This is a genomic window from Paenibacillus sp. YN15, from assembly GCF_003285005.1.
Taxonomy (GTDB): Bacteria; Bacillota; Bacilli; order Paenibacillales; family NBRC-103111; genus Paenibacillus_AR.
The window spans coordinates 87077-107623 of sequence record NZ_QMFA01000017.1; the positions used below are offsets into that span (position 1 = coordinate 87077).

The window sequence follows — 20547 nt, forward strand, 5'->3', positions numbered from 1 at the left end:
GCTTCACAGCGTTTTCTCATTTTTCTCCTTTATAATGATAATGATAATCAATATCGATAGGATGGTGGAAATGAAATACTTATATATTCTGCTCGGATTCCTGTTCTTCGCCCTGGGGGCGATAGGAGCGGTTGTGCCGGTGCTTCCGACCACGCCGTTTTTGCTGCTGGCGGCCTTCTTTTTTGCCAGGGGATCAGAGCGGTTCAACCGTTGGTTCTTGTCCACCTCCTTGTACAAAAAGCATCTGGAGGCCTTTGTCCGCTCCCGCTCCATGACCCGCGCCTCCAAGGTTCTGACCTTGGGCTTCGCCTCTTCCATGCTGGCCATAGCCTTCATTGCAACGGAGCTGCTGTACCTCCGGCTGTTTATTCTGCTGGTAGCCGTTTATAAATACTATTACTTCGCAACCCGTATCAAAACCATCGCCCCGGACAAACCGCGCAAGCCCTCCAAGATGATGAACGGCAGGCTGCTCTCGCTGGTGGAGCATTCACGGCGGTATATCCTTCTGGGAGTGGCAGTAAACTGGATCGGCCTGCTGGCCAATATCGCTGCGGTTATCTCCATCGCCATTCTGCTGCAGAGGGTATGGGAGGGCCGGCCAACCGGGAAGCTGGTTCTGGTTGCCGGGAGCATAACGGCTCTTGCTCTGGCGGTGCGGCTGTTGTGCAGTTATCTGGCCACCATGCTGGCTTACCGGGCCTCCGTCAACGCCAAAAAATCCCTCCGCTCGCAAATCTACCGCAAGCTGCTGAAGCTGGGCTCCTCCTACAGGAGCAAGGTTTCCACCTCGGAGGTGGTGCAGGTGGCGGTGGACGGGGTGGAGCAGCTGGAGCATTATTTCGGCCGTTATATGCCGCAGCTGTTCTACAGTCTTCTGGCTCCGGCCACGCTGTTCGCCGTGCTGTCCTTCATCAGCCTGAAGGCTGCCGTCATTCTGCTGGTATGCGTTCCGCTGATTCCGGTTTCCATCATTGCAATTATGCGCATTGCCAAGCGGCTTTTCCGCAAATATTGGGGCATTTATGTAAATCTGGGGGACAGCTTTCTGGAAAATCTGCAGGGGCTGACCACCTTCAAAATTTACCGGGCCGATGAACGCCGGCATGAGGAGATGAACCGGGCGGCGGAGGACTTCCGCAAGGTGACCATGAAGGTGCTGACCATGCAGCTTAACTCCGTAGCCATTATGGATTTGATCGCCTTCGGCGGCGCCGGGCTGGGTGCGGGAATTGCCGCCTATGAGCTTGCGGCGGGCAGGATCGGACTGTGGGGCGCTTTGGCGATTGTGCTGTTGTCGGCGGAGTTCTTCATCCCCCTGCGTCTCCTGGGCTCCTTCTTCCATATCGCTATGAACGGCATGGCGGCAAGCGACAATATTTTCCGTTTGCTGGACATGAAGGCGGAGGAGGAAGGGGCGGCACCGATCTCGGAGGGGGATATCCGGCTGGAGCGGCTGTCCTTCGGTTATGAGCCGGACAGGCCCGTTCTGCGCAATGTCAGTCTTCATATTCCCCGGGGGAGTCTGGTGTCCATAGTAGGGGAGTCCGGCTCCGGCAAAAGCACGTTGGCCGCTCTTATGGCAGGCAGGGAGCGGGACTATACGGGAGGTCTGGCCATCGGGGGCACCGAGCTGTCCGCTGCTGCGGGAGAAAGCATCATGAAGCATGTCACCTGGATCGGCCACAACAGCTATATTTTCCGGGGAACCGTGGAGGAGAATCTGCGGATGGCCGCTCCCCAAGCCAGCGAAACGGATATGCTGGAGGCGCTGGGGCAGGTTGAGCTGCGGGAGTTCGTGCTGATGCAGGGGGGACTTTCCTGTGTGCTGGAGGATCAAGGAAGCAATCTGTCCGGCGGACAGCGGCAGCGGCTTGCCCTGGCCCGGGCGCTGCTTCATGACAGCCCGGTCTATATCTTCGACGAAGCCACCTCCAATATTGATGTGGAGAGTGAAAACAGCATTTTGAAGGTAATCCATTCCCTTGCCGGCAAAAAAACCGTTGTGCTGATCTCCCACCGTCTGGCCAATGTGGTGGAGTCCGACTGCATCTATGTGCTGGCGGGAGGAGAGGTTGCCGAGAGCGGCACCCACACCCGGCTTATGGAGCGGGAGGGGCTGTATGCCCGGCTGTTCCTGGGGCAGCGCAGTATTGAAGAATATGTGCAAGGAGGCGGCGTTTATGCGTAGAAGTCCGCTGTCTGTCATGGTACGGCTGATGGCCCTTGCAGGCCCCCTGATGCCGGTGATGGCGGCTGCAATTGTATTGGGCATTCTGGGCTATCTGGCGGCTATCGGGATTCCGGTGCTGGGCGGATTGGCTCTTCTGGAAGGAGCAGGCGTGGACACCGGCTACAGACTGGGCGCCATTGCCGCCGCCATAGGAGTATGCGCCGTCTCCCGGGGAATCCTCCGCTACGGAGAGCAGATGAGCGGCCACTATATTGCCTTCCGGCTCTTGGCCGTTATGCGGGACAGGCTCTTCCGCGCCTTGCGCACACTGGCCCCCGCCAAGCTGGAGGGCAAGGACAAGGGGAATCTGATCGCCGTCATTACCAGCGACATTGAGCTGTTGGAGGTATTTTATGCCCATACTATTGCACCTGTGGCAATCGGATTTTGCACCTCCTTAATTATGGCAGGCTTTATGTCCCTTCTTCATCCGCTGCTGGGGGCAATAGCTGCTGCCGCTTATCTGACTGTGGCGGTGCTGATTCCGCTGGCTGCCTCCCCTACGGCCAAAAGCCAGGCCGCCGCCTACCGGGAGCGCTTCGGCGCTTTGAGCGGATATTTCCTGGACAGCCTCAGAGGGATGGGGGAGTGCATCCAGTACAATTGCGGGGAGAAGCGCCAGGCCGCCATCAACCGGATGACGGAGCAGTTGGACAACAGGCAGAAGGCGCTGAAGCGCCATGAGGGTGTGACCCGGGCGCTGACAGAGGCGGCGGTGCTGGGCTTCTCCTTCACCGTCCTGCTGGTTGGCCTTCATCTGAAGCGGCAGGGGCAGCTTGGGTTTGAAGAGATGTTCCTGGCCTTCATTGCCATGATCAGCTCCTTCGGTCCTGTGGCCGCACTCAGCAGTCTCTCCAGCAGCCTGCAGCAAACCTTGGCCAGCGGCGAACGGGTGCTGGACATTCTTGATGAAGCTCCTCAAGTGGCAGAGGTTGCCGACGGGGTGTCGGTGCCCTTCCAGGGGGCCCAATGCAGCAGCATTTCCTTTGGCTATCAGGGGGAAAAGGTGCTGAAGGAGGCGAGCCTGAGCCTGCCTGCAAACCGGATTGTAGGAATTTCCGGCCGGAGCGGGTCGGGCAAGTCCAGTCTGCTGAAGCTGCTCATGCGGTTCTGGGATGTGCGGGAGGGGGAAATCCGCGTCTCGGGAAGAGGCATCCGCGAGCTGAATACCGCATGTTTGCGGGAGATGGAGAGCTATATGACCCAGGATACCTTCCTGCTGCACGGAACCATTGAGGAGAACATCAGACTGGGCAATCCCGGCGCTTCCCGCCTCCAGGTGGAGGGAGCGGCCCGGCAGGCGTCTGTGCATGATTTTATCCAGGCCCTCCCGCAGGGCTACGACACTCCCGTAGGCGAGCTGGGCGACCGGCTCTCCGGCGGGGAACGGCAGCGGCTGGGACTGGCCAGGGCTTTCCTCCATGAGGGACCGTTTATGCTTCTTGACGAACCCACCAGCAATTTGGACAGTCTCAATGAAGCTATCATTTTGAAGTCCCTGCGGGAGCAGAGCGCCGGCAAAACGGTGGTGCTGGTATCCCACCGCCATTCCACTTTGGGTATTGCCGACGAGGTCTACAAGCTGGAAAGCGGAAGGCTGACATAAGCTATGGCCAAAAGCAGAATCGCCGCCGAAAAGGAAGTTGTCGAGAAGATGATTGCCGTTTACTGCCGGGGCCAAGGACATCCCAAAGGGGGGCTGTGCCCCGAATGCCTGGCCCTTCTCGAATATGCCCGCAAGCGGCTGGATCATTGCCGGTTCGGGGAGGAGAAGACCTTCTGCGAGCAATGTCCGGTTCATTGCTACAACAGGGAAATGCGCGCCCGGATCAAGGCGGTGATGCGTTATGCCGGTCCCCGGATGCTGGTGCACCATCCGCTGCTGGCGGTGAAGCATCTTATATCCAGCACCATATACCGGCAGAGGAAGCGCAAGGAGGAACTGCGGCAAAAGAAGGTTTGACGGCGGATTTTATTACGCTTGGAGGGGGGGAGCATGAATGATGCGCAAGTATCGGACCTTGGCGTCCTCGCCATGAGAAAAGCGGCGGCGAAGCGTCACTTCCGGAATGAAGCAATAATAGGAGAAAACGAGAGGGAGAGGAAAAATGATCAGCCATAGAATGAACCGCTTTTTAAGCATTGTATTGATTTTTATCATGCTGCTTTCCGGCTTTCCTGCAGGAGCCTTGGCCTCCGAGCCGCTGCCGTCTGATCCTAATCCAGAGGTCTCGGTTAGTGGAGCCGTTTATGCGCCGGCCTCTGTTGTGGAAGCCGTCTATAATCCATCTCCGCCAACTCATGGGTTGGCAGACGGCTTCTACACCGCGGATGTTTATGCGTGGCATGCGACCTCGGACAAGGCGTCTGCAATGGTCAACTTGCTTTCCAAAAGAGCATATATCAATGTGGTGGGCGGAAAGGCAGAAGTGACAGCCCGGTTTATTGTCGGATATCCCAGGCCTAACGGGTTATTCGATCTCCCAATTGAAGTACCCGGAAGTGCGCTGGCAGAGCTGTTTCCTGAAGCTTCCCTTGCTGATATAGAGGCAGGGCAGAAATGGGGAACGGGTATCAAAGGACAGGAAAACCAAGAAGACAGAAGCAAAACATTCCAATTTGAGCTGTCTTCGCTGAATTATCCCACGGTGGTGTTCAACGTTGATCAAATTGCTCCCATGAAGGTGGAGGCGCGGTTAAAATTTGAAAATATCACCAGGCTGGATAATGGACCTGAGGATATAACAGAAATCACCGTGAAGAAAAATCCGAAGCTTGATTATTATGTTAACCAGCCTTTGGACCTTACCGGATTGGAATTGATCTTGAAAAAAGCGGATGGAACCTCGCGCGAGGTGGCCTATAATACTGCAGATGACTTCAATATTATTAACGGCATCACCATGTGGCTGCGTAATGGAACTGTACTGAAGGAGGAAAATAACGGTACATCCGTTACGGTTTCTTACGGCAATTTTGATGGAGAAGCAAGGGTTGTAAAATTGCCGATTACGGTGAAAAAGAATCAGCCGGTTGAAATTACGGTCAAAGCCCAACCCAAAACAGCGTATGCTGTCGGAGAAAATCTGGACCTGACGGGTCTGGCGGTGACGTTAATAAAACCCTATGGGGAAACGGAAGAGGTAGAATTTGCCGATTTCGCAGCCACCGGACTGGCGGTTAATCCTGCCCATGGGGCAAAGCTTGTCCCTGGAACCGATAAAATAACGATTACCCATACGGCAAGCGGTGTGTCTGTTGAGCAGCCCATCACGGTGGGTTTGACAGACGGCCTTTATAAAGCGGACGTTTACGGATGGCATGCCACAAACAATGCGGCATCCATGATGTCGAGTTCCCTTGCCAAAAGAGCGTATATTGAAGTGAAGGACGGCAAAGCCAAGCTCAGAGTCCGCTTCGTGCCCACAAGCATATTCGGAATGCTGATTGATGGAAGAGCCATTGCCGAAGTATTTGAGGTTTCAATCGGGGATGATATTTGGAACGATCCGTACAAGGCGGGGTTGGGAACAGGGATAAAAGGCGTCGATTATCCCGATAAATCCCGTGTATTCGAAATTGAATTAAAGGAGCCCATAAAAGAGCAAACCTATCAACCGGTGGTATACAATGTTGTAGCTGTCGGCATGGTAACGGCAGGGAGATTCAAGATTGAAAATATAACGCCGATTTCCGGCACGCCTGCCAAAGTGACCAAGGTCGAGTTTGTGGAAGGCAAATCGCCCAAGTCCACTTATGTGATAGATGAAAAGCTGGATTTGAGCGGTACGGAATTGAAGCTCAGCAAGGACGATGGAACCACTGAAACACTGACATATGCCCAATACAGTGAATCGGGAGATTTCCACCTGTGGCCATGGAACAACCTGGCGATGCTGACAGCCTACCAGAATATTACCATTGCTTATTCAAACTACGATGGAACGCAGGCTCATGCAGCATGGCCGGTTCGCGTGCTGCCCTTGGCAGAGGCGATCAAGGATGCCAACGTTGCCTCAATAGAATTGGCGCAAGAGCCGGCGAAAAAGATTTACAACGTGGGAGAAGCAATGACAAGCGCCCAATTGGCCGGTTTAAGTGTGAAGCTCGGATATGACAACGGAGTTTCTGCAGCATACAGCGCGGCACAATTGGCTGATGCGGGAATTTCAATCAGCCCGGCCATGGGTACTGTGTTTGATGAAGTTGGAACGAAGACGATTACATTAAGCCATGCGAACATCAGTCAACAAGCGGCCTTCAATCTTACTGTAAAGAATGTGTTGGTAGTCGAGAAGCTGACTGTTAAAACAAAGCCGGCCAGAACCTTGTATGTTGTTGGAGAAACCATCAATACGACCGTGCTAAAGGGCTTGGTTGTGACTGTGGGATACGACGATGGCAGTGAACAGGATTTCGCCCTTGCACAATTGGCGAATGCCGGGCTGACCATTGAACCGCCATTTAACACCGAATTAAAGGAGAATGACATTGGCGGCTTGCAGCTCACAATCAAACATGAATCAACAGGAAAAACAGCCACGTTCGATGCGGAAGTAAAAGCAGCCAAGGACGTTATTCAAACCATTGCAAGAGCTCAATTCCCGGCAAGCGCATATTATAATGTGGGAGACAAGCTCAATTTGGCAAACCTGCAAGTGACGGTTACATACCGTGACGGCAAAAAGGTTGAGAAAATTCCATACGCTGACTTCAGCCAGTACGGCTTAGTCGCCACGATCAATAATGTGCCGGTCACAGCGGAGCTGGAAGCGAAGGAATTGACCCTGACGGATGCAGGAACACTCTACGTCACCTCCCCAGGCACCGGCATCAATACGCAAATTGACGGAGTTGTAGTGGTTAGAGCGGATGTTAAGGAAATCCGAATCAAAACACCGCCGGCAAAAACAGTCTTTACTGTGGGAGATAATATCCAAACGGGCTTGGGTACAAATGCAGCAAGCGGAATATCCTTTACAATCGTGTATGACGATAATACCACCAAGGATGCTACCCTAACACAATTATGGCCTGCTAATTTAATCAGTTGGTGGGAAGGCACCGATTATGTTCTGAAAGCGGAACATGTGGGCTTGGATAAAATCACCTTCAAGCATCTTAAGTCAGGCACACAAGTTGTGCTGCCGATTGCCGTCAAGGATTACAAAGCAGCCGATGGTGTCGAGAGTATTTCCATAGGCAGTCAACCTGCTGCAAGCTTTGCCGGTCAGAAGTTGAACTTCACCGGGATGGTTGTCCATATCCATTATGCAGACGGAGTGGTCGCTGCGATTCCCTCCAACCAATGGGAAGCCGCCGGATTGGAAGCGGAAATTCCAGACGGGTACAAGGATATCCTGCCGGAGTCGGCAGTAGGCACAAAGGTGCCTGTCAGGATCGTGCACAAACTGTCAGGCCAAGCAGCTCAAGCTGAAATGGAGATCAAGTCCGGCAATACCGTCAAAGCAGTTGCAATTTCGGCAAATCCGGCAAGAACCACCTTTTTTGAAGGAGAACCGTTGGATTTGACGGGGTTGAAGGTTACGCTTGAGCTGCAAAATGGCGTAAAAACGGAAAACCTTGATTATACTCAATTGGCTGCTTATGGATTGGCGCCCAATCATGACCAAGGAAAAGTGTTTGAGTCCATCGGAACGACAACTCTTTATATTACCCATACGGAATCAAAGATTGCCAGCGCCAGCATCTACCTGAATATTGTTCGGTCCGATTTAGCGGAAATAAGGCTCAAAACCTTGCCAAAGAGAACGGCATATTACGTAGGCGAGCAAATTAATGCGGCGTTATTGGATGGTTTAGCCGTTGATTTGGTGTGGCCTGACGGCAAATATACCGGATTAACTTCAGAAATGACGATTGCCAATTTAATCAAGTATCAAGCCTCATATGGCGTAGCTGTCAACCCGGCAGTGGGAACGGTCTTGACAAAGGAAGACGTGGGTGCGCTTCATGAGATCACACTTCAATATGAATTTGGGAGAGAAGAACCCCTTGTTTTGAAAATTCCGGTTACGGTAGCGGAACCGGTGGCAGCAGCCATTGCTGTGAAGCAAGCACCGGCCAAAATCAGCTATAAGGCTGATGAGCCGTTGGATTTGACAGGGCTGGTTGTTTCCTTGACCAAGGAAGACGGAACGGCGGTTGAGGTAGGCTTCACTGATTTTGCGGCTGAAGGAATCGCAGTTAGTCCGGCACACGGAACAATTCTGACCACGGCCGATACCCGGGTGACCATTACCCATGTGGCCAGCGGCAAAACAGCTGTGCAGGATATTACTGTGGTGAAAAAAGGCTCTACTAACCCGGCAGATATGGAAGACGGGGTATATGAGGTAGAGGTGGAGGCGATCAGACATGGAACAAACAATGTTCGTTCTGCTATGGCCGATGCTCTTGACCCGCGGGCAACTCTGGAAATAAAGGATGGAGTCATTACCGCAACCATTAGATTTGTGAAGGCAACCTTGTTTAAGGACAGCGAGCAGCCTCAGCAGGTTGATGGCAGAGCAGTAGCGGAAATATGGACTGAGCCGGAATCAAAGCAGCCGCTGGACGGTCAGCAGGGCAATGGCATCAAGGGGAAATACAATGAGAATGACCAAAGCCAGGAGTACACCTTCGTGATTCCTTCCCTGGAGCTGCCGGTTCTGGCAATGACGGTGGTACCGATGGATAACTCCATTCAAAGAATACATTTGAAGTTCAACTGGGATGCAGATCCGACTGAGCCAACCGATCCGACAGAGCCGGATTTAGACAATCCGGTTGAGCTTGCGGAAGGAATTGTTGAATCGTCAACGCCGAATGAAGCGAAAGTTGATGCAGGGAAATTGCAGGTTTGGCTGGCTGGACTGGCGGAAGAGGTCAAAGCGGCAGCGGCGGTTGAAATCAAGCTGGCGGATGCGGCGAACAGTGTGCAGAATGCTGTGGTCATCCCCGTTGCTGTGCTGGAGGCGCAGATCAAGGAAGCGGGAATTGCAGGCCTTCAGCTGGTCAAGCAATCCGTTCAGAATGCGGACGGACAAGGTGTAACAGCCGCATTGTCAGCCCAGACAACCTCCACAACCAAAACAAGCCTTGTGGACAATTTTGATCTGAAGCTGCAGCAGATTTTTGCCAATGGGGACGTAAAGGATGTCCATCAGTTAGGCGGCAAGATTAAGATTGCTGTCGCTCTGACAGAAACGCAGGTGACAGCAATTGCTAAGGGCACGGCGAAGCTGTTCTACTACAATCCGGACACGAAGGAGCTGGAGGTTGTGCAGGCAGTCTTCAATCCGACAGCCCGAACAGCAACCTTCTATACCGAGCATCTTAGCGTGTATGTGATTGCGGTGACGGAGACTACGACTCCAGGCGGCGGGGGCGGAGGCGGAGGAAATCTGCCATTGAACCCGGACAATCTGCCTGACGGCACCTACACCATCAGCGCCAGGGCTCTGAAGGAAGCTCTTGATGAGGCGTCCATGTGCGATCCGTTGATTTCGGGCAAATTGGGGCTTACCGTAAGCTCCGGCGTCATTAATGTAACGTTAAATATGCAGGGCACCGAAACCCTGCCGATGAAGGAAGTAAAGACCCTGTGGTACCGCGATGCCAACGGCAGCTATATTGAAGCCTCCAAGGAATTTATAGAAAGCGGCAATTCAATTGTGTTCCGGTTCCCTGTAGAATCCATTACAAAGGAACAATTTATGCAGGTGGAAGTCCCGATGGTGACGGATTCCATGCCGTCCTTGCCCATTTTCCGGCTGGTGTTCAATACCTCTACCCTGGAACGCGGCTCCATTCCGGCTGCGCCTACAACTCCTCAAGCGCCTGCTGCCACTTCCTTTATCATCAAGGCAGAGGCAGGGGAAGGCGGCACCATTACCCCCAGCGGCGAGGTGAAGGTAGAGAAGGGCAAGGATCAGGAGTTCAAAATCAAGGCCAATGAAGGCTATAAGATCAAGCATGTTATTGTGGACGGCAAGTCTGTCGGCGCAGAGGAGACCTATACCTTCGAAAAGGTCCAAAAGGCCGCCACCATCAGTGTTTCCTTTGAGAAGATCAAGTCTGCCGCAGAGGGAACAAAGCAAACAGAGGCTGATCTGGAGGCAGAGCTTGCGAAGATTGTGTTCGAGGATACGGCAGGCCACTGGGCCGAGAAATCGATTCAACTGGCGGTGTCCAAGCAGTTGTTTGAAGGAGTAAGCGATAAGCAATTTGCTCCCGATGCGACCATGACCAGAGGCATGCTTGTGACCGTGCTGGGCAGATTGGCCAAGGTGAAGGTGGACAGCTACACCACTGTACCGTTTGCGGATGTTGACCCGGATCAATACTATGCCAAGTATGTGGCGTGGGCGGCGGATAACAGGATCGTCAGCGGATTTGAGGATGGAAGCTTTGCTCCTGATCAGGCGATTAGCCGGGAGCAATTGGCGGTGATCTTCGCCAACTATATCAAATTTGCCGGCATTGATCTGACTTTGCTGTATGCCGATGCCGCTGCAGAGCAATTTGCCGATGCGGACTCTATTAGCCCGTGGGCTGCGGACAGCGTTCGGCTGGCCCGCCAGGCTGGTATTGTTCAGGGCAGGGAGGACAACCGGTTTGACCCGAAGGGAACGGCTACCAGAGCTGAGGTAACGGCAATTATCGCACGTGCGCTTGATTTTTTTGCCTCGCAAGCGAAGTAACCGGAATTTCAGACGGCAAGTATATGCAATAAAATATGGGCAGTAGACGAGTCACCGCAGCTCTGATTATGAGAGATGCGGTGAAACGTCTTTTCAATTGCAAAATTGGAGTGTGAATAGAATGCAAGGGAAATTTCTCGTCCTTATTCTGGCCTCGGTAATCACATTGCTGGCTGCTGCAGCTCCTGCGTTTGCTCTCGCAGACGGTGTCTACAGTGTGAGCAATTCCACCTCGTATACGAACCCGGATACAGGCAAGACAGATGACGGCGGCTCCAATCTGGATATTGGGGAACCCATGGCCAGAAGCTTAACCCAGCCATTGATGTTATATGAAGTGAAGGATGGACAGCAATACTTGACCATCCGCATCGGTTTAAGCTCTTATATAACCGATATGCGCATCAGCACACAAGCGGAAAAGAACAAGGGAACGGGATATCAGCCGGTTCCCTTTGATGTAACCAAGGAAAACAAGGAAACCGATACAACCGAGTACCGGTTTGAAGTGGAGTCCCTTGAATTGCGGGTAAGGCTGACTTTTTTTGTAGGCCCCATGAATCGTGATGTCATATTCTTTATTACACCGGACGTATCCTCGGTCAAATCCGACGAAGGAGCTTTTGCCGCATCGGACAAAGCAGCCAGCGGCTATGGCTCCGGGTTCGCCGCAGGCTTGACGGGAGGCAATGCGGAGAAGGGCAAAATGCCTGCCCTGGTGGAGCAGTTGACGGGAGTGAAGCAAGTAGAAGCGGACGGGGAACAGGCCGGCCAACAGGAGCAGACCGGGAAGCAGACCCATGCTCCCGGCAAGACCGCTCCCGAAGCGGCCACCCCCTCCTCCGCGGCAGCCGAGTCTCCGCCGGAAGAGAACGGGCAGCAGACGAAGGAAGAAACGCCGCCACTTGCACCAGTTCAATCCCCCTCCCAGCTGCGGGATGGCGGGAATCAGTCCCAGGCTGGAGCGGAAAAGGCGGAGCCCAAGGCAGCTCCCGCAAACACGGCAGACGCCGGAGCGGGCAAGGAACAGGCTGCTGCGGCAGCCTCCGGAGAGGCCAAGCCGGCCGGTGCAGACCAGGGCAATCAGCCCAAAGAAGTTCCTGCTCCGAGTGCAGCCGCTGCTGCATCTATGGCCTCCAACGGGGCAGAAGAGAAAGTAATGGCAGGCAGCACCGCCCGGCTGGCGGACCAGGGGCTGACTCAATTTGACAGCGCAGGGAATAGCCTTGAATCGCCTGCCCTTGTTGAACATTCCGACAATGTCCTCCGCTTCATCGGTGGAGCGGCAGTCATTCTTGCGGCTGCAGCCAGCTATTATCTGTATCGCAGAAGCACAAAAAGAGTCTGATGAGGAGGCGCCATATGAGAAAGAGCATAATCGGGGTATTGTGCATGGCGGTTCTATTGGCGGCCAACGCCTGTGCCGTCAGGTCCTCCGCCCCGGTGACAGAGCAGACAGGGGAGCCGCGGATTATCAGCACCTCGGCGCCCCTGTGCACCATTTTGGATAAGCTGGATTTGGACTTGGTGGGGATACCCGATACAGCCTTTGCCATTCCGGAGCGTTATAAAAATGTGAAGATTGTCGGGGCTCCCATGACGCCGGACTTCGAGATTGTCAAAGCCTTAAATCCCACAGATGTGCTGTCGCCCAACGCCCTGCAGCAGGACCTGCAGCCCCATTACCAGCGGATTGGCGTACCGTCCACATTCGTCAACCTGCTGAGCCTGGACGGCATGTTCAGAAGCATTGACGGTCTTGGGAAGAAATATGACCGGCAGAAGCAGGCGGATGCGCTGATAAGCGAATACCGGACATTTATGGATGCCTATGCCAGCTCTGTACAAGGAAAAGACAAGCCCTCCGTCCTCATTTTGTTCGGCCTGCCGGGCATGTATATGATTGCTACGGAGCATTCCTACGTGGGCAGCCTTGTGAAGCTGGCCGGCGGCGTCAATGTGTTTGATGACCCGGAGGCGCTGCTCAGCGTCAATACGGAAGAGCTGATCAAGCGGGACCCGGATATCATCCTGCGCACCTCCCACGCTTTGCCTGAGGCGGTTATGGCCGCATTCGAGCAGGAATTCAGAGACAATGATATATGGCGCCACTTTCGCGCTGTTCAGGAGGAGCGGGTATTTGATTTGAGCAACCAGATATTCGGGATGAGCGCCAACCTGAACTATCAGGAAGGGCTTAATCAGCTGCGCGAAATTCTATATGAACAGGACTGAGACATGTTGAGCAGAAGGTGGCTGTCTTTTATCGTGGTGAGTGTTCTTCTGGCCGGCCTGTTTTTCTGGGCGGTGAACACCGGGGGAATCAAAATTTCCGTTCTCGCCTTATACAAAGGGTTATTCATCGAATATAACCGGGATGTGGAGATTATTTTTGATCTGCGGTTCCCAAGAATTTTCATCGCCTTGATGGCGGGGGGCGCTCTGGCTGTTTCCGGCGTGCTGCTGCAGGCGGTCATGAAAAATCCTCTGGCCGATCCCGGGATTATCGGAATCTCTGCCGGTGCGGGCTTCTTTTCAGCGGCTGCCGTGATGCTTTTTCCGGCGTTATTTTTCTTCATTCCCATGTTCGCCTTCGCCGGAGGCATGGTTGCCTGTCTGCTGGTGTATACATTGTCGTGGAAATCGGGGCTCAGTCCATTGCGGATCATCCTGGTGGGCATTGCCATTAATGCGGTGTTTACAGGATTGCTAAGTGCCCTTCAATATATTGGCGGCAGCAGCTCCCGCAATATGATCAACTCCATTGTCAACGCCGGCATGACCATGAAGACCTGGGCGGATGTGCGGATGTTGACGGGATATGTGCTTTTTGGGGTGACGGCATCGCTGTTTGCCGCGGGGAAATGCAATTTGCTGGCGTTGGAGGACAAGACAGTCCGCAACCTGGGGGTCAATGTAAATGCAGTGCGAATTATCATATCGGCAATCGCTGTGCTATTGGCCAGTATTGCCACGGCTGTTGTTGGAACCATCAGCTTTGTCGGTTTGATCGTTCCCCACATTGCGCGGCTGCTGATTGGCAGGGATCATAAAGTATTGCTCCCTTTTTCCTGCTTGCTTGGCAGCTTTACAGTGTTGTTTGCGGATACCGTGGGACGGACAATTGCTTATCCGTTCGAGATTCCGGCGGCTATTGTGATGGCCGTTGTCGGCGGGGTGTTCTTTATCTTCCTTTTGAGAAGGAGCGAGAGAATCTATGGAGGTTAAGAACGTATCCTTTCAATATGGCCGTGAGCCAACTCTGGTCTCTGTTTCCGCTCGAATTCCAAAGGGAAAGATTACCACACTGATCGGACCCAACGGCTGCGGCAAAACAACGCTGCTGCAATTGATGACCAAAAACCTCAAACCCTCGGCAGGCGCCATCTATCTTGAGGGCACAGACATAAAAGAAATCAGCTTAAGGAGCTTCTCCAAAAAAGTCGCCATCGTCCACCAGTACAACACAGCGCCCAAAGACATCTCTGTGAAAAATCTGGTTGCTTACGGGAGAACTCCTTACCGGTCGTTTTACAAAGGATTGAGCCAGGAGGATGAATTTACGATTGACTGGGCCATGGAGACGACGGAAATCCGCGACTTGCAGGACCGGCCAATGGATAGTCTGTCCGGAGGACAAAGACAGCGGGTTTTCATTGCCATGGCCTTGGCGCAGAAAACGGAGATTTTATTTCTCGATGAACCGACAACTTATCTGGATGTCCGGCATCAGATCCACATATTGGAGCTGCTGCAGAGGCTTAACCGGGATTACGGGATGACGATTGTGATGGTTCTGCATGACCTTAACCAATCGATTTATTATAGCGATGAAATCATCGGGATGAAGGAAGGGAGGATCGTCATCCATGGAAAAACGGAAGATGTGATAAACCGGAATACGCTGTATGAGATATTCGGTATTCATTTAAAGATGCTCCATGCAAACCGCCAAAGCTATGTATTGACCGTTTCGGAAGCGAACTGATTTTAGATCTGTGTCCATTCAGCTATAGCGCCATCTGCCGCGAAATGCGCACATCTTACCTGCTGTTCGAAAATGACGTTCTCATTGTAGCTATCTGTTCTATTCTATGGTATGATCTTTTTTAGAGGAAAGCACAATATGGACGAAGCGCAAAGCATGCGCCAACCTACCCCATAAAGGGAGGATTGGCGCTTTTTTTCGTTCAGGTTGAGAAGCGTGTAAAGATTGTGCCGAAACTCCGATTGCTAGAACTGCGCAAATAACGTATTCTAAAAAGTAAGGGGAGGGCTGCCCGTGACGGAAAAAGAGTTGCTTCAAGCCATACTGCATAAGCTGGAATTGACAGATGCCAAGGTAACTTCGACGCAAGACCAGCTGCTTCATTTCCAGAAGGATATGATGGCGTTCAAGGCCGACATGCTGGAGTTTAAGGAAGACATGACCAGCTTCAAGGCCGACATGCTGGAGTTTAAGGAAGACATGACCAGCTTCAAGGCCGACATGCTGGAGTTCAAGGAAGATATGACCAGCTTCAAGGCCGACATGCTGGAGTTCAAGGAAGATATGACCAGCTTCAAGGCAAGTACGCTTGCTTTCCAAGCTGAAGCCGCTGTGCGCTTTCAATCCATTGAAGATACTGCCCAGATTAACAAGGAATTGCTCATTGCCGAAATCCGCGGCCATAAGCAGGAAATGAACGACAGGTTCCAGGAGCTTAACCGGAACATTGCTCACGACAAACGCTCGAACCGTCGATTGTTGAAAGGAATCGAAAGTGATCTGAATGATACCATGGAGCGAGTGGAACGGCTTGAGCAATGTATAGCTCTATAATGACCCACACCAATCATCGTATTAAGCTGCGTGATACTTTCGAACAAGCCGCTATGCGCTACCAGCAAGCGCGGCCTGACTATCCGGAAGAACTGTTCGACTCTCTGATCCGGGCGACTCGGCTTCATCCCGATGATCGACTGCTCGAAATCGGCTGTGCGACGGGTAAAGCTACTCTTCCTCTCGCACATCGGGGCTACCGCATCACTGCCATCGAACTGGGCCGTAACTTGGCGAAGCAGGCCCGCCATAATCTGGCGGAGACTAACGCGACGGTCATCCACGCGAACTTTGAAGATTGGGAGCCTGCATTCTCAGAAGAACGGTACGGCCTTATCTATGCCGCGACAGCTTGGCGTTGGATTGATCCGAAGGTTCGCTACCAGCGAGCCTGGGATTGGCTGCGACCGGGCGGTCACTTAGCGTTTTGGAACGCGGAACATGTATTTCCGGCTGATGGAGACCCTTTTTTTCGAGAGATTCAAGAGGTGTATGCCGAACTGGGAGAGGGCAGACCGGTGGAGGATAACGATTGGACACGCCCTGGAGAACAGCGGGACGAGCGAAGCGTAACGGATCATGGTATAAAATGGTGTCCCCCATTCCAATTCAGGAACGGGGGATTTGGTATGTTTGCATTCTTTGATGTGCCGGCTGATGCCTGGTATCGCGATGAACTGTCGCGGCTGGTACAGGCGGGGCCTGATCAATGGCCGGACGGCAGACAGCTTTGGGCCCGATGCAGCGATCAGCCGTCAGGAAATCGCCGTAATCCTGACTCGTTTATCTTCAGGTCCATGGAACGTTGCCGACAGCAGCGCAGTCAACGGCAGCGTCCGGGTTGAGGCAGAGCTTGGTCTGATGCAGGGCAGGGAGGACGGACGGTTCGTCCCTGGTGCCCCGGCGACCAGAGCGGAAATGGCGCAGGCGATGCTCAATTATTTGGTTACGCCACCTCCGCCTCCGGCTTGACCAGGAAAAAGACCAGGCCCAGCGCGGCCAAGGCAAGTATGGAGACGGTGATAAACACCAGCGTATCCGAACGGTCCATCATCAGCTCGAACAGGGGCGGGCCTGCCGCCACTCCCAGGAAACGGAGGCTGCTGTAAAGGGAGGTGATCATGCCCCGCTGCTCTTTTTCCACCGAGCCGGTGATCATGGTATTGAGGCAAGGGAGGAGCAGCCCTGTGCCGATGCTGCTGGCCGTAAGCAGGCCGATCAGCCAGTAAATATTGCCGTTCAGGAAAATGGCCGCGGTTAAGGAAACGGTCATCAGCGCCAGACCGGACAGCATCAGCTTGCGCATGAGAATGCCGTCCTTCTTGATGACTGCGCCGGTGGTATAGGAGGTAATGACCATTCCCAGAAGCGGAATGGCCAGCACCAGACCCTTGATCACACCGTCAATGGAATAAGGCGGCTTCTCCAAAATCTGCGACAGATAAAACAGCACGCCGAACAGCACGAACAAAGCCAAGGCTCCCGCCAGATAGCTGGTGAGGAGCCACTTGGCTTTTTCCTTGATCAGCTTCAGGGTGGTCCGGGTATATTCTCCCAGCTTCAGAGGCGGTTTATCCCGGCCGGGCTCCTTCAGGATAAAAATTACCGCCAACAGCGAGATAGCGCAGAAAACCGGCAGCGCAAAAAAGGCCAGATACCATACGATTAAAGCCAGCGCCGCTCCCATAATGGGGCTCAGCACCTTGCCGGTGCCGTTGGAGGCCTCCGTTAAGCCCAAGGCCTTGCTCTCTGTGGCTCCGTCAAAAAGATCCCCGGCCAAAGCCATGGCAATGGGCGCGGTCCCGGCTGCTCCCATGCCCTGCAAGGCCCGGGCGGCGATCAGCACCGGATAGGAGCCCCAAATGGCCCCGAAGCCGGCCAAAATTCCTGCTGCCCCATATACAATGAGGGAGGGAATCATCACGGCTTTACGGGAGAAGCGGTCGGACAGAAATCCGCTCACCGGAATAAACAGCCCTGCCGTAACCGAGAACAAGGTAATGACCAGGCTGGATTGAAAATCGGAAATTTGCATCTCCCGGACCATGTCCGGCAGGATCGGAATCAGCATGGAATTGCCCAGAACCAGCACCAGCGGAACGGTAGCGATGGCCGCGAACTCCCAGGCATGTCCTTTTTCCGTCTGCTTGGGCGACTTTTGTTGGGAGGCCTCCCCCTCCTCTTCCGGCATGAGGCTTTCAAATACAACCTGCAGAGGCTTTTGTTTGGTCTTCTCCATCTTGTTCAATCCTCTTCTCGTGGGTGATACCCATAACCTGCCCTAACCGGAATCCCGTCATGCTGGAGAAGCGTGGTATAATCGGTGGTGAACTCGGCAATCATGTTAGAATCATTCTAGACAGGAGGCCCAGCATGATGAACCGCAACCGCATTGTGGGACTGGCCGTGGGTCTGTTGCTCGCGGGTACGCTCCTTTATCATAACGGCTCACGCGAAGAGCAGGAGGCTGCATTGCCAGCGGAGGCTGCGCCGCGGCTGAATACGGCTGCGCCGTCCTTTCAGCTGACTGCGCTGGATGGGGCAACCTATCAGGTGGGCGGTCCCCGGGATAAGCCGCTGCTGCTGAACTTCTGGGCGTCCTGGTGCGATCCATGCGAGGAAGAGGCGCCGGCGCTGGCCAGCTTGTATGACAAATACAAGGATAAGCTGGATCTGTACGCCGTAAATCTGACGGGGAATGATGATTTTGAGCGGATGAAGGCTTTTGCCGCCCGGTTCAAGTTCCATTTCCCGGTGCTTCTGGATTACAAGCTGGAGGCTGCGCAAAAGTACCGCTTCCAGGCCATTCCCACCAGCTTTCTCATCGACAAAAACGGGAATATAACGGATGTGATCAATCTGCTTACACCCGAAGAGCTGGAAAAAAAGCTGCAGAAGCTTATCGGCATGTGATGTGTGCGGACATGAAAAAACACCGGCTCTCCTTTTGAGAGAATCCCGGTGTTTTTCTTGAATATGGTCAAAAGGCTTTATCGTGCACTTGTTATGCCCTTCAGTGGTTGATGAGCCCGGCTTTGCCGATGGGCGCTTCTTCGGCGATAGCCGAACATTCCTTGCCGATGAGCCAATAGCGGATACTGTCCACCAGCGCCTGCCAGCTGGCTTCGATAATATTGTCGGAGACGCCTACGGTGTTCCAGCTGTTCTTGTAATCCGTGGACTCGATGAGCACCCGCACCTTGGCGGCGGTGGCGTCCTTCTCGTCGATGACCCGGACCTTGTAATCCGCCAGATGCATATGGGCGATCTCCGGGTAATACTTGACCAATGCTTTCCGCAGAGCATTGTCCAGCGCGTTGACCGGACCGTTTCCCTCCGCGGCGGTGAAGATGGCCTCCCCATGGACCCGCACCTTGACGAAGGCCTCCGAAACAAAGGGATTGTCCCCGGATTTTTCAACCAGCAGCTTGAAGGATTCCAGGGTAAAAATATGCTCCAGCTCGCCGAAGGCTTCCCGGAGCAGCAGCTCCAGGGAGGCGTCCGCTCCTTCAAACTGGTAGCCCTGATGCTCCAGTGTTTTGATTTGCTCAATAACAGCCTTGGTTTTATCCGTCTGGCGGGTGACATCCAGGTTCAAATCCTGCGCCTTGGCCAGAAGGTTGCTCTGCCCGGCCAGCTCCGACACCAGCACCCGCTGCTTGTTGCCTACCAGCTCAGGAGCGATATGCTCGTAAGTGCTGGACGATTTCAGAATAGCGGAAACATGAATGCCCCCCTTATGGGCAAAGGCGGAGGTCCCTACAAAAGGCTGGTTGGGGGAAACATGGGTATTGGCGATTTCGCTGATGAACCGGGCCGTTCCGGTAAGTCCGGCCAGCTGTGCGTCGCTGACGCAGCGATAATTCATCTTTAATTGAAGGTTGGGGATCACTGAGCACAGGTTGGCATTGCCGCACCGCTCTCCCAGCCCGTTAAAGGTGCCCTGCACATGCCGGGCTCCGGCCTTGACCGCAGCCAAGGTATTGGCTACCCCCAGCTCGCAATCGTTATGGGCGTGGATGCCTACCGGGATGCTCAGCTCCGCGCATACCCGGCTGACCGCGGCGGCGATGCCGTCCGGCAGGGTTCCTCCGTTGGTATCGCAGAGCACAACGCAGTCCGCTCCAGCTGCGGCGGCTGCCTTCACTGTGTTCAGGGCATATGCTTCATTATGCTTGAATCCGTCAAAAAAATGCTCCGCCAGATAGATAACTTCCAGACCATGGCTCTTCAGATAAGAGACGGAATCGGCGATCATCGCCAAATTTTCCTCCAAGGTGGTCTGAATGGCGGTTTCCACATGAAAGTCCCAGGACTTTCCGAAAATCGAGGCGACGGAAACGCCGGTCTCCAGAATCCGGTTGAGATTGGTATCCTCCTTGGCGGGGATGCCCTTGCGGCGGGTGCTGCCAAAGGCGCTGATTTTGGCGTGCTGCAGAGGAAGCTCCTTGACCCGCTCGAAGAATTCAATGTCCTTGTAGTTGCTGCCCGGCCATCCGCCTTCTATATAATGGACACCGAGTTCATCGAGCTTGCGTGCGATTTTCAGCTTATCCTCCACGGTCAAACTGATGCCTTCGCCCTGGGTCCCGTCCCGCAGTGTAGTGTCAAAAATCCTCACTTGATTCATCCGTCAATGCCCCCTGTGCCCTTCGCAAATGTTCAACGTACAACCCGTAGGGATGTATAATGGTTCATTATAACATATAGTTGCGGGGAGGATAGGGATATGTAGAAAAAAGATTTTAATGGAGCAATGCGGAGAAGCGAGCTTGTCCGAAGTATTT

At 53.7% G+C, this 20547-nt stretch carries 13 protein-coding genes and 1 pseudogene; 12 read left to right on the forward strand and 2 right to left on the reverse strand.

Features of this window, described 5'->3' with window-relative positions:
- Positions 1-70 precede the first annotated feature (70 nt).
- The 11 genes and pseudogenes from DQG13_RS15310 to DQG13_RS31870 all read left to right on the forward strand — a co-directional run bounded on the left by DQG13_RS15310 (position 71) and on the right by DQG13_RS31870 (position 16732).
- Positions 71-2191 (forward strand): DUF454 family protein, encoded by a 2121-nt coding sequence (locus DQG13_RS15310; protein ID WP_113020648.1) that lies wholly within the window; start codon positions 71-73, stop codon positions 2189-2191.
- On the forward strand, positions 2184-3839 hold the full coding sequence (locus DQG13_RS15315) for an amino acid ABC transporter ATP-binding/permease protein (protein ID WP_113020649.1): 1656 nt from the start codon (positions 2184-2186) through the stop codon (positions 3837-3839). The genes DQG13_RS15310 and DQG13_RS15315 overlap by 8 nt, the downstream gene beginning before the upstream one ends.
- Before the next feature lie 3 nt (positions 3840-3842).
- The gene (locus DQG13_RS15320) at positions 3843-4196 is read left to right on the forward strand and encodes a nitrous oxide-stimulated promoter family protein (protein WP_113020650.1); all 354 of its coding nucleotides are present in this window, start codon (positions 3843-3845) and stop codon (positions 4194-4196) included.
- 145 nt (positions 4197-4341) lie between these two features.
- The gene (locus DQG13_RS15325) at positions 4342-10938 is read left to right on the forward strand and encodes an S-layer homology domain-containing protein (protein WP_113020651.1); all 6597 of its coding nucleotides are present in this window, start codon (positions 4342-4344) and stop codon (positions 10936-10938) included.
- A gap of 121 nt (positions 10939-11059) precedes the next feature.
- Positions 11060-12286 (forward strand): heme-binding Shp domain-containing protein, encoded by a 1227-nt coding sequence (locus DQG13_RS15330; RefSeq protein WP_113020652.1) that lies wholly within the window; start codon positions 11060-11062, stop codon positions 12284-12286.
- Between the two features lie 14 nt (positions 12287-12300).
- Entirely contained in the window at positions 12301-13173 is an 873-nt protein-coding gene (gene isdE, locus DQG13_RS15335; RefSeq protein WP_220094381.1) for a heme ABC transporter substrate-binding protein IsdE, read from the forward strand.
- 6 nt (positions 13174-13179) lie between these two features.
- Entirely contained in the window at positions 13180-14166 is a 987-nt protein-coding gene (locus DQG13_RS15340; RefSeq protein ID WP_220094383.1) for a FecCD family ABC transporter permease, read from the forward strand.
- Positions 14156-14926, forward strand: coding sequence for an ABC transporter ATP-binding protein (locus tag DQG13_RS15345; protein WP_113020655.1), 771 nt, complete (start codon positions 14156-14158; stop codon positions 14924-14926). The genes DQG13_RS15340 and DQG13_RS15345 overlap by 11 nt, the downstream gene beginning before the upstream one ends.
- 294 nt (positions 14927-15220) lie before the next feature.
- Positions 15221-15760 carry a hypothetical protein gene (locus tag DQG13_RS15350; protein WP_113020656.1) on the forward strand — a complete coding sequence of 180 codons (540 nt, stop codon included), beginning with the start codon at positions 15221-15223 and terminating at the stop codon, positions 15758-15760.
- Positions 15761-15813: 53 nt separating this feature from the next.
- Positions 15814-16176 (forward strand): annotated as a pseudogene (locus DQG13_RS31865) (class I SAM-dependent methyltransferase); the annotation flags it as partial.
- A gap of 256 nt (positions 16177-16432) precedes the next feature.
- Complete coding sequence (locus DQG13_RS31870; protein ID WP_181592767.1) at positions 16433-16732, forward strand: S-layer homology domain-containing protein; 300 nt, start codon at positions 16433-16435, stop codon at positions 16730-16732.
- On the opposite strand, the gene DQG13_RS15365 is transcribed toward DQG13_RS31870, so the two are convergent.
- Complete coding sequence (locus DQG13_RS15365) at positions 16707-17999, reverse strand: MFS transporter (protein WP_113020658.1); 1293 nt, start codon at positions 17997-17999, stop codon at positions 16707-16709. The two genes, DQG13_RS31870 and DQG13_RS15365, sit on opposite strands and share 26 nt — an antisense overlap.
- Before the next feature lie 134 nt (positions 18000-18133).
- Here DQG13_RS15365 and DQG13_RS15370 point away from each other — a divergent pair, with 134 nt between their 5' ends.
- Positions 18134-18673 carry a TlpA family protein disulfide reductase gene (locus DQG13_RS15370; protein ID WP_258525690.1) on the forward strand — a complete coding sequence of 180 codons (540 nt, stop codon included), beginning with the start codon at positions 18134-18136 and terminating at the stop codon, positions 18671-18673.
- A gap of 100 nt (positions 18674-18773) precedes the next feature.
- Here the strand turns inward: DQG13_RS15370 and cimA are convergent, their stop codons facing one another.
- Positions 18774-20390 (reverse strand): citramalate synthase, encoded by a 1617-nt coding sequence (gene cimA / locus DQG13_RS15375; protein ID WP_113020659.1) that lies wholly within the window; start codon positions 20388-20390, stop codon positions 18774-18776.
- Positions 20391-20547: the final 157 nt, after the last annotated feature.

Coding starts and splice junctions, on each gene's coding strand:
- DQG13_RS15310 (WP_113020648.1), top strand. CDS start 71: ATGAAATACTTATATATTCTGCTCGGATTCCTGTTCTTCGCCCTGGGG.
- DQG13_RS15315 (WP_113020649.1), top strand. CDS start 2,184: ATGCGTAGAAGTCCGCTGTCTGTCATGGTACGGCTGATGGCCCTTGCA.
- DQG13_RS15320 (WP_113020650.1), top strand. CDS start 3,843: ATGGCCAAAAGCAGAATCGCCGCCGAAAAGGAAGTTGTCGAGAAGATG.
- DQG13_RS15325 (WP_113020651.1), top strand. CDS start 4,342: ATGATCAGCCATAGAATGAACCGCTTTTTAAGCATTGTATTGATTTTT.
- DQG13_RS15330 (WP_113020652.1), top strand. CDS start 11,060: ATGCAAGGGAAATTTCTCGTCCTTATTCTGGCCTCGGTAATCACATTG.
- isdE (WP_220094381.1), top strand. CDS start 12,301: ATGAGAAAGAGCATAATCGGGGTATTGTGCATGGCGGTTCTATTGGCG.
- DQG13_RS15345 (WP_113020655.1), top strand. CDS start 14,156: ATGGAGGTTAAGAACGTATCCTTTCAATATGGCCGTGAGCCAACTCTG.
- DQG13_RS31870 (WP_181592767.1), top strand. CDS start 16,433: ATGAACTGTCGCGGCTGGTACAGGCGGGGCCTGATCAATGGCCGGACG.
- DQG13_RS15365 (WP_113020658.1), bottom strand. CDS start 17,999: ATGGAGAAGACCAAACAAAAGCCTCTGCAGGTTGTATTTGAAAGCCTC.
- DQG13_RS15370 (WP_258525690.1), top strand. CDS start 18,134: ATGATGAACCGCAACCGCATTGTGGGACTGGCCGTGGGTCTGTTGCTC.
- cimA (WP_113020659.1), bottom strand. CDS start 20,390: ATGAATCAAGTGAGGATTTTTGACACTACACTGCGGGACGGGACCCAG.